A 13,866-nucleotide genomic window follows, 5' to 3' on the forward strand; every position below is an offset into this window, starting at 1 on the left:
TATCACGCAAATTCATCTTGGCTGTTTTATGTTCAGATATTTTTCGAAGCAAACTCAGTCGTGTAGGTCGCATTGTGGAGAGGGTCAGAGGCGACGCGCACGCGCTGGCTACGATTCCCTGTTCGGCGAAAAGAACACGGCCATCGCGAGTTGGTCCTTGTTCTTTTCGTCTTCCCGGACCTCACCGGTCAGCGACTCAACCAAAGCCGCATTAAGTCCTGAAGCGGACAGTGACTCAGTCAGCACGACGTCCGCTCAGGGTCGCGCCCCCTTCGTCCATGGCTCCTTCGCGCCTAGATCGGGCGCGAAGCGAACGTCTTCGCGGCATTGCGATACGCAACTGCGGCGGCGGCGGCCTTCAACATCAACAGCGTCGCAAAGGCGCCGAGATTGATGAAAAAGATTCTTGAGATGATCGGCGCCGTGAAATGATCGACGCCGGGTCCTGTCGCCGCCGTGACCGCCAGAATCAGGCTCTCATAGACGACGAAGGCCGCAAGGAAAGCGGCGAGACCGCCGGCGAAACCAGGAAAACGGCGCGCAAGCAGTCCGGCGCTCTCACAAGACATCAAAGCGATGACGCCGAGCGCGCCGCCCCAAAACAGCGTCATCGCGTCCGTCGGATAATGCAGGAAAAGAAAACCCACGGCCTGATTGGCGAACCAGACCGCGCCCGTCAGCAGCAGGGCCTCGCGACGCGCAGTGGTGAGCGCCGCGACGGCGGCGAAGCCCACGAGCGGCAAGGCGCACGCCCAACCGAAGCTGAAAACAATGCTCGCGGCGATGAAGGTCGCGGCCCAGAAGATGCGGCGGTTTGTCGTCGTAAGAGTGGAAAGCGTCAGCGACATGAGGTTTCTCCTTTCAAGTGAACACTAAGGAAGTCGAATTCAAAAGCGCGGCGCGTCAGCCGCCTCGCAACCGGCCTGCTGAACGATCGATGGGATCGGGTTCGCGCAGGCCAAACCAGCGCGCGCGCAATTTGTCCCACAGCGCGAGGCGCGACCAATCCGGTTCTTTCAGGACTTTGTCCGTCTCCGCGTCGAGGAAGGGATTGGGCAGCAGCACGGTGATCTGCTGCTCGCCGGCGCCGTTGAACAATTGCAGTCCCCACGACATCGGCACGCAGCTCGTGTTTCGTCGGCGATAGAGTTCGGCGCGCGACGTGCGTCTGAGCTGTGCAAGTTCGGGAGACGTCGGCCGCGCGCGCGATCCCTTGTTCTCGCCGATGCAGACGTGAAAATGCGTGACGCCGAAGGCGACGGTGAGATAGCCGTCGAGCAACCTGATTCGCGTCGGCGCGCGATCAGCGTGGATCTCCCACGCCGCGCCTTGAATGATCGGCCCGAAGACGATTTCGCGCCAGTGATGTTCGAAAAGGTCGCGAAACAGTTCTTCAAGACTCGCCGAATCTGTCGGCAGGGAGAAGACATCGAGCGACGCGCCATCGGGCTCGACGATGCATCTTGGCGTTACGCTTGGCCTTACGTCTGAATTCGTTTCCATGTCGATCTCCCTCATCACCAGGCGTATTTCACGCCGCCGTAAAAGGCGCGCGCCGTCGTCGAATAATTGTAGACCTCCTCGTAGAGCGCATTGCCGACATTCTCGATGCGCCCATGCAGCGTCAGCTGGTCGGTCAGCCTGTAATTCGCGAAGAGATCGAGCCGCACATAGGGCGCGAGCATCACGCGTTTGTTGAAGATGAAGTCCACGTCATGCGCGGCGCCGACGATATTGGCGCGCGCTTCGAGTTCGAGACCCGGCGCACCCGTATAAATGACCGACCACATGCCCTTGTGACGCGGACGGCGCAGCAACGTGCGTCCAGCGTAGATGCTGTCCTCGTCGACATCGAGATTGCGCGCGGAGAGGAACGTATAGCTCCCCCGCAACAGCAGCGCGCCGGGCACGAGAGCAGCTTCACCCGAAAATTCGACGCCGCGCGTTTCCGCGCGCCCGACGTTGAAATAGCAGCCGAAGATCTGCGTCGACGTGCAACTCTCAGCCTTTCCGAATTGAACAAGATTTTCGTAGCGATTATGGAAGACCGAGACGGAGGCCGTGGCGCGGCCGCCAAAAAAGCTCTGATCGATGCCGGCGTCGAAGCCGAGCACGCGTTCGGGCGCGAGCGTTGGATCGCCGTACTGGCTGAACCGCTGATAGAGCGAAGCGGTTTTGGCGCCTGTGGCGGCGGAGCCGCGCAGCCGCATGCCGATCTCATCGATGCGGAAATTCGCCATCGTCCGCCAGGTGAGAAACGTTTGGTTCTTGCTCACCGCATCGGCGCGGCCCCCATAGGAAATATCGAGGCGGTCGAAGAGCGTGAATTGATGCTGCGCATAGCCCGACCATGTCGTCTGGACGGCGTGCGTCGGCGTGAAATCGTCGACGATCCAGGCCTCGCGCGAGCTTTGCGCCGTCTCGGTTTCGACGCGCGAACCCATCGTCGCGAGACCGAGCGCGCCGAGCGCGACATCGCTCTGATATTCAACGCCGCGCCGTCCGCCGAGAAAGCCGAAGCGGCAGTTCTGCGACAGGAAGGTCAGCGTGTCGAAACAGGCTTCCGTCGACCAGACGTCACGGTTTCCCCGATTGGCGTAAAGCGTCAGCCTGTTGCGCAGCGTCTTGTCGAACATGTCGGCGCCGAGCCGCACATAGCCCTGCATGAATGTCGCATGCTGATGATTGAAAGGATCGAACACGCTCCAGGGATTGAAGGCGTAGGGATTGTCGTAGCGAATCGCGCTGTCATAGCCGGCAAGGCCCGCCTCGATCCGCGCATCTTCGGTGAATTCGTAACCGATGCGCCCCGTGACGCCGACATTGTTGGCGGGATCGTCGGCGGGAAGCGGCGGCAGCGGCGTCGTCTGATCGCCGATCACGATGGGACGCTGCTGACGATAGCCGTAACGCGGGAAGCCATCGGCATGCAGGCCGGAGATCGACAACGCGTAGGAGCCCTGCCCGTCGGCGCCGGAGATCGACGCGCGCGACGACGACGTTCCATAGGCGCCGCCCTCCGACATGAGCCAGCCTTGCGGCGCGCCCTTGCCGCGGCGTGTGATGATATTGATCACGCCGCCCATGGCGTCCGAGCCATAGAGCGCCGATTGCGGACCGCGCAGCACTTCGATCCGCTCGATGTCGGTCGGAAGCAGCCGGCCAAAATCCACCGAACCGTCCGTGCTCGTCGGATCGCCGATGCGAATGCCGTCGATCAGCACTAACGTCTGACCTGGCGTCGAGCCGCGCAAAGCGACGGAGGTCTGCGCGCCAGGCCCGCCGTTCGAATAGACGTCAAGTCCCGGCACGCCGCGCAGAACGTCGTTGAAGCCGAGCGATCCGCGCTTCTGGATATCACGCGCATGAATGACGCTGACCGAAGCGCCGCTGCTCGATGCCGGCTGCTCGACGCGCGTCGGCGTGACGACGGTTTGGTCCTCAACGTCGGCGCCGGGCGAGCCTGGCTGCGCTGGACTTAACGGGCCGACCTCGATCACAGGCAGGGATTGCTGGGCGGAAGCGACGGAAGCGGAGAGGGATAAGGACAGCAGAAATGCGCCGCGCAAGGCGGGGCTCTGGATGTGGATATGCATGCGCGTAAACTCGCAGCGAGACGTGGGCCGTCACTGCGAAGGTCTTTGCCCACACGCCGACAAGGCGAGAGGCATCGGCCGCATCGGTGCACCCCGCCCGACGCTTTCGCGCGTGACCACGAAGCGACGGCAGGTCTCCTGGCTCGCGGGTTGTCGCCTTGGACCGCCTTCCCAGAGCCTTATGGCTCCAGTGGCTTAGTGGTCGTCGGCTCGCCGCTTACAGTTGCGGGGGCAGCCGCGGAATTGCGCACGAACCTGCGCGCTCACCGCATTCCCATTTTGATCCCGTTAGGAACCGTCTGCCGCAAAATAGAATGCCGATCGCATCGCGAGTCAAGAGCGCTACGCCGCCGCCAGCGCCGCAAGCACACGCGCCCAGGAGCGCGTTCCCTTGTGAAACGATGTGTAGGAATATTTCTCATTGGGCGAATGGATGCGGTCGTCGTCATGCGCGAAGCCGATCATCAGCGAATCCATATTGAGGTCGCGCTTGAAGGCGCCGACGATGGGGATCGAGCCGCCGCAGCCGGCAAGCACCGCTTCCTTCTCCCATTCTTCCGCCAGCGCGCGGCGCGCGCGATTGAGCGCCTCCGAGCCGAAGGGAAGTTGCAGAGCGTTCGACGCGCCATGTGAAATGAATTCGGCCTTGGCGTCGGTTGGCAGACGCTCGCGCACGAAACTGCGGAAGCTTTCCAGGATCGTTTTGGCGTCCTGCTTGCCGACGAGGCGGAATGAGAATTTCGCCGACGCCTGCGCGGGCAGCACCGTCTTCGATCCTGCGCCTGTGTAGCCGCCGATGATTCCATTCACGTCGCAGGTCGGGCGCGCCCAGATCTGCTCGATAATTCCGCGGCCCGTTTCGCCGCCAACGCGCGTGAGGCCGATGTCCGAGAGCCATTTGGCCTCGTCGAAGTCGATGGCGCGCCATTGCTCGGCGATGTCTTCGGGAATCTCCGGCACGCTGGCGTAGAAGCCCGGCAGCGTCACCTTGCCCTCGATGTCATGCAGATCGGCGATGATTTTCGCCAGCACATGAATCGGATTCAGCACCGGCCCGCCGAACATGCCGGAATGCAGATCATGGCTCGGCCCTTTGATGATCACCTCTTCGAGCGCCAGCCCGCGCAGCATCACCGTGATCGCCGGCGTCGACGCGTTCCACATGCTGGTGTCGCAGACAAGCGCGAGATCGGGCGCCGAGAGTTCGTCCTTATGCGCCGCGAGAAAGCCGGGAAGCGAGGGCGACCCTGTCTCCTCTTCGCCCTCGAACAGAAAAGTGACGTTGCACGGCAGGCCGCCATTCGCTTCGAACGCGCGGCAGGCTTCGACGAAAGTCATCAGCTGGCCTTTGTCGTCCGAGGCGCCGCGGGCGACGATGTCCTTGCCGTCCTTGCTCTCGGTCAGCCGCGGCGCGAAGGGCTCCGTTTCCCACAGTTCCAGCGGATCCGGCGGCTGCACGTCATAATGGCCGTAGAACAGCACATGCGGCGCATCCTTGCGCTTCGCCTTGGCGTGTCCGACGACGATCGGATGGCCGGGCGTCTCGCGCACCTGCGCTTCGTAACCAAGGCCGTTGAGCTGATCCTTGAGCCAGTTCGCCGCCCGCAGGCATTGCGCATTATAGGCCGGATCGGTCGAAACGGAGGGAATGCGCAAGAGATCGAACAGGCGTTCTCTCGAAGCGTCGAGATTGGCGTCTATCGTATTGAGGACGGCTTCGATCGCGGCCATGAATCAGCTCCTCGGTGAGGAGCCGAAACTAGTGCGGATGCATGGCGAGGGGAAGACGCGGCGCGCCACCGCAGTCATGGCCGGCCTTGAGCCGGCCATCCACGCCAATCCGTTGCGCTGCGTTTCGTGGATCGCCGGGACAAGCCCGGCCATGACGCGCAGAAGCTCACGCGCTCGGCGCGAGCATATTCTCCGGCCGCACGATCTCGTCGAACTCGATCTCCGTGACCTTGCCGGAAGCCAGCGCCTCTTCCTTCAGGCTCGTGCCGTTTTTGTGCGCTGCGCGGGCGATCTTCGAGGCCGCGTCATAGCCGATCTTTGGCGCGAGCGCGGTGACGAGCATCAGCGAGCGGTCGAGGAAGCGCTTGATGTTGGCCTCGTCCGCTTCAATGCCGTCGACGCAGCGCGCGACGAAACTGTTGATGCCATCGGCGAGCAGAATGGTCGATTCGAGCAGCGCGAAGCCGACGACCGGCTTCAGCACATTGAGTTCGAGATGGCCCTGCGAGGCGGCGAAGGTGATCGTCGAATTATTGCCGAAGACGCGCGTGCACACCATGGTCAGCGACTCGACCTGGGTCGGATTGACCTTGCCCGGCATGATCGACGAGCCGGGCTCATTCTCGGGAAGCCTCAGTTCCCCGAGGCCGGCGCGCGGCCCCGAGCCGAGCAGGCGAATGTCGCTCGCGATTTTATAGAGACCCGACGCCAGCGCGTTGAGCGCGCCATGGGCGAAGACGATCGCATCGTGAGTGGCGAGCGCCTCGAATTTGTTGGGCGCCGAGACGAAAGGCAGTCCTGTCTGCTCCGCGATATCGGCGGCGACCTCTTCGCCAAAGCCTTTGAAGGTGTTGACGCCGGTGCCGACCGCCGTGCCGCCCTGTGCGAGCTGCAGAAGATCGGCGAGGGTGGTTCTGATGCGTCTTTCGGCGTATTCGGCCTGCGCCGCATAGCCGGAAAACTCCTGGCCGAGCGTCACCGGCGTCGCATCCTGCAGATGGGTGCGGCCGATCTTGATGATATCGGCGAATTTCACCGCCTTGGCGTTGAGCGAAATATGCAGCCGCTCGACGGCGGGAATCAGCCGGCCGGAAATCGTCGTCGCGCCGGCGATATGCATGGCGGTGGGGAAACTGTCGTTCGACGACTGACCGAGATTGACGTGGTCGTTGGGATGAACGGGCGATTTCGAGCCGCGCGGCGCGCCGAGCATTTCATTGGCGCGATTGGCGATGACCTCATTGACGTTCATGTTCGTCTGGGTGCCGGAGCCGGTCTGCCAGACGACGAGCGGAAAATGCTCGTCGAGCTTGCCGTCGATCACTTCGCGAGCGGCGGCGACGATCGCGTCGGCGATTTTAGGCTCGAGCAGGCCCTTCCTGGCGTTGACCTTGGCGGCCGCGAGCTTGATGCGCGCCAGCGCATGCACGATCTCGATCGGCATGAGATCGCCGCCGATCGGAAAATTCTCGCGCGACCGTTCGGTCTGGGCGCCCCAATAGGCCCAGGACGGCACGGCGATGTCGCCGAAGGAGTCGCGTTCAATTCTGTGATCGTCAGTCATCGGCTCGCTCGCATGGAAAGGGGCGTTTGGCGCGCCTCCCTATGCGGCATTTCCGAATAACGTTCAATCGCGCGCGGCTGCGGAGAGCTGCTCGGCCGAGGACCATTCGCGCGGCTCGGCGCTTGGCGGCGCCGACATCAGGTCTGAGAGCCGATTGCGGGCGCGATTCACCCGGCTCTTCATCGTGCCCGGCGCGCAGCCGCAGATTTGAGCCGCTTCCTCATATGACATGCCGGAGGCGCCAACGAGGATCAGCGCCTCGCGCTGATCGAGCGGCAATTTTTGCATCGCGTCGCGGAAGTCGAGAAAATCCATATGCGCGTGCTGCGAGTCCGGCGCGACCAATCGTCCGGCGATCAGACCGTCGGGATCGGGAGCCTCGCGTCGGCGCTTGCGAAACTCGCTGTAGTAGATGTTGCGCAGAATCGTGAACAGCCAGGCGGTGAGATTGGTGCCTTCCGAAAACGTCGCGAGACTGCCCCAGGCCTTGACCAGCGTTTCCTGAACGAGGTCGTCGGCGCGATCGGAGTTTCCGCAAATCGACACTGCGAAGGCGCGCAAGCTCGGGATGGCTGAGATCAGATCAGCCTTTAATCCCTGTCCTGCCGAATGCGCTTCTTCGCTTGCCTTCACTCACTCTTCCTCGGCGCGCCTGATGTCGCCGCAGAGGATAGCACATTCGTTTCGAGTTGGTTCAAAAGTTTCAGAAACCGATCGGGAACCGGTTGAGCCACGACATCGTCGTAGAGATTGCGGAGCTCCTTTCCGATCGAGTCCTGGAATTCCACCGGCCGCGGTCGCTGGGCCGGCTGTGCGCCGCAGTGCGCCTCCCCTACTCCTCGGCGACGATCGCCGAATTCGTCACGTGTCATCACCCACCCTGCAAACGTCCCCACCCTGCGAGGGCCCGGTCTCGAAGAATACCGCCCGTCGCCTGCGAAAGCGTCGTCGTCTGCTTTCGCCCGCGCAACTATATTCTCCGGATTCTTATTCCCCATGGAGCCCTCTATTTTAATATGCATGATTTCTGGAGCCGCCGCGTTATACTGCGCCGCAAGGTCGATAGGCAAAACGCACTGCTGAAGGATTGGTTCCCTAAAATGCCGAGCAGTTTTGACGTATTGTCCAAGTTTTGAATCTGCTTAGCCCGCACTCCTCTCCTTTGCGAGGCTCGATGCTGCTGGAGTTGTAAGACATGTCGGCGTCAAAGGAAATTTCAGCGCATATTCCCTATTTGAGACGTTTCGCGCGCGCATTGGTCGGCGATCGGGAAGGCGGCGACGCCTATGTGCTAGCCACTCTCGAAACCGTCGTCGCGGAACCAAGCCGCATCACAAATTCCGATGACCTGCGCATCGCTGTATACCGTCTGTTCCTGGATGTCTGGGCGGCGTCGCCGATCAACGCCCACACCGATCGCTCCGGCGCGCTGGCGGAAAACGGCCGACGCAATCTCGACGCTATTTCGCTGAAGCCGCGAATAGCCTTTTTGCTGCAGGCGCTCGAAGGCTTCGATCTCGACCAGATTGGTCAGACTCTAAAGGTTTCGGAGCTCGAGGCTGGCGCCCTGATCGAGGCGGCAAACGGCGAGATCGCCGACCAGATCGCGACCGACGTGCTGATTATCGAGGACGAGCCCCTGATCGCCCATGACCTGAGGAGCATCGTCGAGGAGCTGGGACATCGGGTGGTCGGCATGCCGCGCACGCACGCCGAGGCGCTGGCGGCCATACAAGAAGGCAACCCGGGACTGATTCTCGCCGATATCCAGCTCGCCGACGGCAGTTCGGGGCTCGACGCCGTAAACGAGATCCTCGTCTCTCTGTCCATCCCGGTGATCTTCGTCACCGCCTACCCTGAGCGGTTTTTGACCGGCGAGCCGCCCGAACCGGCCTTTCTTATCGCCAAACCCTTCAATGTCGAAAGCCTGAAGGCCGTCATCAGCCAGGCGCTGTTTTTTGAACGACGCGCCGGACGCCGCGAACAAAGCGCGCCGCGGGTCGGCATGTGAGTCTCTGATCTCATTGCAAGCATTTATTTTTTGCGCCCTCGCCTTCCCGGCGGGGGATCCTTCGGGACTGCGAAGATAAATCGCCGCCGCCCAGAAACATTGGCCGACCCCGCGAGTTATAGCCCAAGGCGCTGGGGGAACTTTGTGAGGCGGCCCATGGACGAGAATAGAAAATCCAGCCGCGGTTTTGCGTCAATGGATCCCGAAAAGCAGCGGGCCATCGCACGCAAGGGCGGCCAGAGCGTTCCTGACGAGAAACGAAGTTTCTCGCAGAACCCCGATCTTGCGGCCCGGGCAGGACGCAAGGGCGGTCAAAGCGTGAATCCGGCCAAGCGGAGCTTCTCGCGCGATCATGCGCTCGCTTCGGAAGCCGGCCGCAAAGGCGGACACGCCTCGCATGGAGGCGGCGCCCAAAAACGCAGCGCGCCGCTCTAAGGAGCGGCGCGCTTTATGCCGCAAACGGCTTCGAGCGCTGCGCGATCAGCGAATAGAGCGCATCGTCGTCGCGCGTCCCGCGTAGCGTGGCCACGAGGCCTTGCTCCCTCAGCATCCGGGCCGCGCAGGCAAGCGCCTTGAGATGATCAGCGCCCGAACTCTCGGGCGTGAGGATCATGAACACGAGATCGACGGGCGCGCCGTCAAGGGACCCGAAGTCGACAGGCCGGTCAAGGCGGCCGAACACGCCGTAAATCCCCTTCAATTTCGCGAGCTTGCCGTGTGGAATGGCGATGCCTTCGCCAATTCCCGTCGAGCCCAGCCGCTCGCGGTGAAGAAGCGCATCGAAGATCTCGCGCGCGGGAAGCCCGCAAATCTTCGCGGCCTTCTCGCTGAGTTCCTGGAGAAGATGCTTCTTCGTCGTCGCCTTCAGTGAGGCGCAAACCGAATCCGGCGAAACCAAGTCCGTTGGCCGCATGCGACGATCATCCTGCTTCTCATGGGAGGTCTAGGGCCGCCGAAGGCGCAGACCATCCTTGAAATTTCAACGTCTCGCTATTTTCGCCAAACCCGAAGGGACGTGGGAAAATGGCAAGATACGTGCCGAGGAGGCCGTTATTATGGCCGTCCCACGACGTTTTTGCTGTCAGCGCGCGTCGCCTTCCGACTCGGGGGTGTCGATCCAGCCGATATTTTCGTCGCCGCGCCGATAGACGACATTCAGGCGGCCGGTGTTGGCGTGCCGGAACACCACGACGGGCGCGCCAGTGAGATCGAGGTCGAGCACCGCCGCCGAAACAGACAGCCGGCGCAATTGAGTGGTGGATTCGGCGATGATCGCGGGGCTGAACTCCGCCGACGCCTCATTTTCCTGATCGGGCGCCTCCAGCACGTGATAGGCGACGACCTCGGCCTGAGCGCCGTCGCCATGCTCGTGATGGCTCTTGAGCCTGCTCTTATAGCGGCGCAGGCGCTTTTCGATGCGCTCCGCCGCCTGGTCGAAGGAGGCGTAGGGCTCCTGTGCGCGGCCGTCGGCCTGCAGCACGATTCCGGAGGCGAGATGCAGGCTGCAGTCGGCTCGAAAGCCCGAGCCCTCCGGCGAGATGGTGACGTGGCCGCTGACTCGGCCGTCGAAATATTTCGCCGCCGCCGTCTCCAGCCTCTGCGTCACATGAGCCCGAAGCGCTTCGCCGATGTTGATGTTCTTGCCGGAAACCCTAAGAGACATTTTGCAATCCGAACTTTCGTTGCGAGCGAAGTTTCGGCGCGGAAAGGGCCAGCCGCGCCTGCCGCGCCGCCGTCAGACCAACCGCCAACGCGCCCCCATCCGCCCTGGAACTCCGCCTGAGGGGTCAGCGAATCGCCCGCCATCTAACCAAAGAGCGGAAATTCCGCGCAGCGTTAGAAGCCTCGGCGTGCGAAGTCAATGGAGTCTTCCCCCACGGCGAAGCTTCAAGCCTCAGGACGACATAAGACAATTAATTGGTTGTCATGCGCGCCTGCGCAAGCTTGGCGCGGCGGCGATCGACCGAGGATGGAATGCGCAAACTGTCGCGGTATTTCGCGACCGTGCGCCGGGCGATTTCAATGTCGCTCGCCTTCAGCCGTTCGACGATCGCGTCGTCCGACAGGATGCCGTCGGGCGTTTCCCGATCGATCATCTGCTTGATGCGAAAGCGCACCGCCTCGGCCGAATGCGCGGCGGCGCCGCTCGTCGTGGCGATCGACGCGGAGAAGAAATATTTGAGCTCGAAGACGCCGCGCGGCGTCATCATGTATTTGTTCGACGTCACCCGCGAAACCGTCGACTCATGCATGCCGATCGCATCAGCGACGGTGCGCAGGTTCAGCGGACGCAGATGTTCGACGCCATGCGTGAGAAAAGCGTCCTGCAATCGCACGATTTCAGAAGCGACGCGTAGAATGGTGCGGGCCCTCTGCTCGAGACTCTTGGTCAACCAGTTGGCATTCTGCAGGCAGCTTGAAATGAAGCTTTTGTCGGCAGGGCCGGTGGCGACGGCGCTGACTTGCGCCGCGTAACTGTGATTGACCAATACGCGCGGCAGCGCGTCGGCGTTGAGTTCCACATGCCAGGCGCCGTCCGCAGCGGCGCGAACAATGACGTCGGCGACGAGCGGCTGAATCGGGGCGCCGCCGAACGCCCGGCCGGGCTTGGGCTCCAGCCGGCGCAGCTCCGCCGCCATGTCGGCGACGTCTTCGTCGTCGACGCCGCACAGCTTGGCGAGTTGCGCAAAATCGCGGCGCGCGACGAGCGGGAGATTGGCGACGAACGCCTGCATCGCCGGATCATAGCGGTCGCGCTCCTTGAGCTGGATCGCGAGGCACTCCGCAAGATCTCGCGCGCCGACGCCGGAAGGGTCGAAGGTCTGGATCGTCGCCAAAATGCGCTCGGCTTCCGCCATGTCCGCCTCGAGACGCGCGGCGATCTCGCCAAGGTCCTCTCGCAGATAGCCGCTCTCATCGATCGCATCGATGATCGATTGGCCGATGATTCTGTGACGCGGATCGGGGCAGGCGAGCGCGAGCTGTTCGGCGAGATGCTCGTGGAGGCTCTGACGATCGGCGACATAAGCTTCGAGATTGGGCGCTTCGCCGTCGGCCGGCCCGCCGCCGGCAGCCCCGGTCCAGGAGGTCGCCGAAAGACCGGCGCCGTCGGGGGCCTCATCCCGCGCCCGCTCCCCGATCGAAGGGCCCTCGGGCTCGAAAGCATTGCTCATGTCGGCGCCGAGATCGGCGGAGAGCGTCGCGGAGTCAACGGCGAGATCCTGCTGCGCCCAGTCGCCCTCCTGCGGCCCTTCAAAGGCCTCCGCCGCGCTCGACTCCGCGCCCTGGGAAGCATCGGCCGCGTCGACGCCGCCATCGCCTTCCTGCGCTTCGAGCAGCGGATTGCGCTCGAGCTCATCATGCAAAAAGGCGGCAAGCTCCAAATTGGAAAACTGCAGCAGCTTGATCGCCTGGAGCAGCTGCGGCGTCATCACCAGGGCTTGGCCCTGACGCATCATCAACTTGGTGGAAATCGCCATTTCGCTCGGCCCACTCGAAACGCCATCAGCCGCCCCTGTGCGGCCCGGTTCTTGCTTATATCACTTCGGATCAGCGCGCACAGGGCCAAAAAAGCAGCGCGCCGCCGAGCAAACCGCCCAAGCCTTAATCACCAATCTGTCGAACGCGAAGACGCCCGAACAGGCAACAGCCGACCCTTCTTGGAGAACGTCCGTCGGGCGCCGAGAGCGCAACCTTGGCGCTGCACGACGCGGCTTCGCCGCCGCGCGAAAACAGCTTGAACTCGCCAGCGCGACAATGCTGGTCGCTAAGAAACGCGCCCTTGCCGCCACGCCGCCAAAAAGCGCCGCGCCGTCTCTGAAGGAACGACGCCTGCGGCGCTACATGCGGAAATCTTCGCCGAGGTAGATGCGCCGAACGTCCGGATTGGCGACGATTTCGTCGGGCGTTCCTTCGGTCAGCACATGGCCGTTGTAGATAATGTAAGCGCGGTCGGTGAGGCCCAGCGTCTCGCGAACGCTGTGGTCGGTGATGAGCACGCCAATGCCGCGCGCTTTCAAATGCCGCACAAGGTCCTGAATGCCGCCGACGGCGATCGGGTCAATGCCAGCGAAAGGTTCGTCGAGCAGCATGAAGGACGGATGGCCGGCGAGCGCGCGGGCGATCTCGCAGCGACGCCGTTCGCCGCCGGAAAGCGCCACGGCGGGCGTGTGACGCATGCGGGTGAGGCGGAACTCTTCAAGAAGCGCCTCCAGCTCCTCCTCGCGCTTTTTGGCGTCGGGCTGCGTGATCTCGAGCACGGCGCGGATATTGTCCTCGACCGAGAGGCCCCGGAACACCGACGCCTCCTGCGGCAGATAGCCGATCCCGAGCCGCGCGCGGCGATACATTGGCAGCGGCGTCACATCATAGCCGTCGAGCGAGATCACGCCCTTGTCGGGCTTCACCAGCCCGGTGATCATATAAAAAACTGTGGTCTTGCCGGCGCCGTTGGGACCCAGCAGCCCGACCGCCTCGCCTCGCGCCACATGCAGGCTCACGTCTTCGACGACGCGGCGCGCTTTGTAGGACTTCGCCAGATTATGGATCGAAAGCAGGCCCTGGCCGTCGAATCCGGCGGGTTCCCGATAGGCGGAGCCCGGCTCGAAGGCCGGCGGCGGCTCAGCTTGTTCGTTCGTCGGCGCGGGTCCCCAGAAGTTTGCGTCGCGCGCCGCCTCGTCGGAATCGGCGCCTAAGTTTTGGGCGCCGGCGTCACGCCATTGGCCTTCCGCGATGTCGTCGGGCTTTCGCGAGCGCCTCACGCCGTGAGCGAGCCGCGCCAGCGACTGGCCGGCGGCGCGAAAACGCATGGAAAGGGCGGAAAGATAACTCAAGCGCGCGCCTTGTCCGTCGCTCTGGGCGTCCAGCGGTTGGAAGCGACGCTCGCCGCCCCGTCAGGGGTGCTCTATCCCATAAGCGCCGCTTCGGAAACATTAGCCCGGCGCCGCACTGCGGCGCCGACGAGT

Annotated in this window: 13 protein-coding genes and 1 riboswitch; of the genes, 2 read left to right on the plus strand and 11 right to left on the minus strand. The window is 63.0% G+C overall.

The genetic code is table 11. The features are described 5' to 3' along the window. Positions 1-293: 293 nt before the first annotated feature. The 7 genes from HUN39_RS07025 to HUN39_RS19560 all read right to left on the minus strand — a co-directional run bounded on the left by HUN39_RS07025 (position 294) and on the right by HUN39_RS19560 (position 7,913). The gene (locus HUN39_RS07025; protein ID WP_175093765.1) at positions 294-848 is read right to left on the minus strand and encodes a hypothetical protein; all 555 of its coding nucleotides are present in this window, start codon (positions 846-848) and stop codon (positions 294-296) included. Between the two features lie 55 nt (positions 849-903). Further along, on the minus strand, positions 904-1,503 hold the full coding sequence (locus HUN39_RS07030) for a DUF7676 family protein (RefSeq protein WP_175093766.1): 600 nt from the start codon (positions 1,501-1,503) through the stop codon (positions 904-906). A gap of 14 nt (positions 1,504-1,517) precedes the next feature. Next, entirely contained in the window at positions 1,518-3,596 is a 2,079-nt protein-coding gene (locus tag HUN39_RS07035; protein WP_175093767.1) for a TonB-dependent receptor plug domain-containing protein, read from the minus strand. A 110-nt stretch (positions 3,597-3,706) separates the two neighbouring features. Continuing rightward, positions 3,707-3,911: riboswitch (cobalamin riboswitch) on the minus strand. 27 nt (positions 3,912-3,938) lie between these two features. Further along, entirely contained in the window at positions 3,939-5,327 is a 1,389-nt protein-coding gene (locus tag HUN39_RS07040) for a M20/M25/M40 family metallo-hydrolase (protein WP_175093768.1), read from the minus strand. A gap of 166 nt (positions 5,328-5,493) precedes the next feature. Beyond that, positions 5,494-6,891 carry a class II fumarate hydratase gene (fumC, locus tag HUN39_RS07045; RefSeq protein WP_175093769.1) on the minus strand — a complete coding sequence of 466 codons (1,398 nt, stop codon included), beginning with the start codon at positions 6,889-6,891 and terminating at the stop codon, positions 5,494-5,496. A gap of 63 nt (positions 6,892-6,954) precedes the next feature. Beyond that, a complete protein-coding gene (locus HUN39_RS07050; protein ID WP_175093770.1) occupies positions 6,955-7,524 on the minus strand; it encodes a sigma-70 family RNA polymerase sigma factor in 570 nt (189 codons plus the stop codon). Beyond that, positions 7,521-7,913, minus strand: coding sequence for a NepR family anti-sigma factor (locus tag HUN39_RS19560; protein WP_175093771.1), 393 nt, complete (start codon positions 7,911-7,913; stop codon positions 7,521-7,523). Before HUN39_RS19560 ends, HUN39_RS07050 begins: the two co-directional genes overlap by 4 nt. A 173-nt stretch (positions 7,914-8,086) precedes the next feature. Here HUN39_RS19560 and HUN39_RS07060 point away from each other — a divergent pair, with 173 nt between their 5' ends. Then, positions 8,087-8,902: a response regulator gene (locus HUN39_RS07060; RefSeq protein ID WP_175093772.1), complete on the plus strand. Its 816-nt coding sequence runs from the start codon at positions 8,087-8,089 to the stop codon at positions 8,900-8,902. 156 nt (positions 8,903-9,058) lie between these two features. Beyond that, on the plus strand, positions 9,059-9,337 hold the full coding sequence (locus HUN39_RS07065) for a con-10 family general stress protein (RefSeq protein ID WP_175093773.1): 279 nt from the start codon (positions 9,059-9,061) through the stop codon (positions 9,335-9,337). A gap of 13 nt (positions 9,338-9,350) precedes the next feature. On the opposite strand, the gene HUN39_RS07070 is transcribed toward HUN39_RS07065, so the two are convergent. From HUN39_RS07070 to lptB, 4 genes are all read right to left on the minus strand, one after another. Continuing rightward, positions 9,351-9,815 (minus strand): PTS sugar transporter subunit IIA, encoded by a 465-nt coding sequence (locus HUN39_RS07070; RefSeq protein WP_014891684.1) that lies wholly within the window; start codon positions 9,813-9,815, stop codon positions 9,351-9,353. A 168-nt stretch (positions 9,816-9,983) separates the two neighbouring features. Continuing rightward, the gene (gene hpf / locus HUN39_RS07075) at positions 9,984-10,565 is read right to left on the minus strand and encodes a ribosome hibernation-promoting factor, HPF/YfiA family (protein WP_175093774.1); all 582 of its coding nucleotides are present in this window, start codon (positions 10,563-10,565) and stop codon (positions 9,984-9,986) included. Between the two features lie 250 nt (positions 10,566-10,815). Then, positions 10,816-12,381 carry an RNA polymerase factor sigma-54 gene (gene rpoN, locus HUN39_RS07080; protein ID WP_175093775.1) on the minus strand — a complete coding sequence of 522 codons (1,566 nt, stop codon included), beginning with the start codon at positions 12,379-12,381 and terminating at the stop codon, positions 10,816-10,818. Between the two features lie 360 nt (positions 12,382-12,741). After that, the gene (lptB, locus tag HUN39_RS07085) at positions 12,742-13,734 is read right to left on the minus strand and encodes an LPS export ABC transporter ATP-binding protein (RefSeq protein WP_175093776.1); all 993 of its coding nucleotides are present in this window, start codon (positions 13,732-13,734) and stop codon (positions 12,742-12,744) included. Positions 13,735-13,866 lie beyond the last annotated feature (132 nt).

This window comes from Methylocystis silviterrae (genome assembly GCF_013350005.1).
Lineage (GTDB): Bacteria > Pseudomonadota > Alphaproteobacteria > Rhizobiales > Beijerinckiaceae > Methylocystis > Methylocystis silviterrae.

Coding starts and splice junctions, on each gene's coding strand:
- HUN39_RS07025 (WP_175093765.1), bottom strand. CDS start 848: ATGTCGCTGACGCTTTCCACTCTTACGACGACAAACCGCCGCATCTTC.
- HUN39_RS07030 (WP_175093766.1), bottom strand. CDS start 1,503: ATGGAAACGAATTCAGACGTAAGGCCAAGCGTAACGCCAAGATGCATC.
- HUN39_RS07035 (WP_175093767.1), bottom strand. CDS start 3,596: ATGCATATCCACATCCAGAGCCCCGCCTTGCGCGGCGCATTTCTGCTG.
- HUN39_RS07040 (WP_175093768.1), bottom strand. CDS start 5,327: ATGGCCGCGATCGAAGCCGTCCTCAATACGATAGACGCCAATCTCGAC.
- fumC (WP_175093769.1), bottom strand. CDS start 6,891: ATGACTGACGATCACAGAATTGAACGCGACTCCTTCGGCGACATCGCC.
- HUN39_RS19560 (WP_175093771.1), bottom strand. CDS start 7,913: ATGCATATTAAAATAGAGGGCTCCATGGGGAATAAGAATCCGGAGAAT.
- HUN39_RS07060 (WP_175093772.1), top strand. CDS start 8,087: ATGTCGGCGTCAAAGGAAATTTCAGCGCATATTCCCTATTTGAGACGT.
- HUN39_RS07065 (WP_175093773.1), top strand. CDS start 9,059: ATGGACGAGAATAGAAAATCCAGCCGCGGTTTTGCGTCAATGGATCCC.
- HUN39_RS07070 (WP_014891684.1), bottom strand. CDS start 9,815: ATGCGGCCAACGGACTTGGTTTCGCCGGATTCGGTTTGCGCCTCACTG.
- hpf (WP_175093774.1), bottom strand. CDS start 10,565: ATGTCTCTTAGGGTTTCCGGCAAGAACATCAACATCGGCGAAGCGCTT.
- rpoN (WP_175093775.1), bottom strand. CDS start 12,381: ATGGCGATTTCCACCAAGTTGATGATGCGTCAGGGCCAAGCCCTGGTG.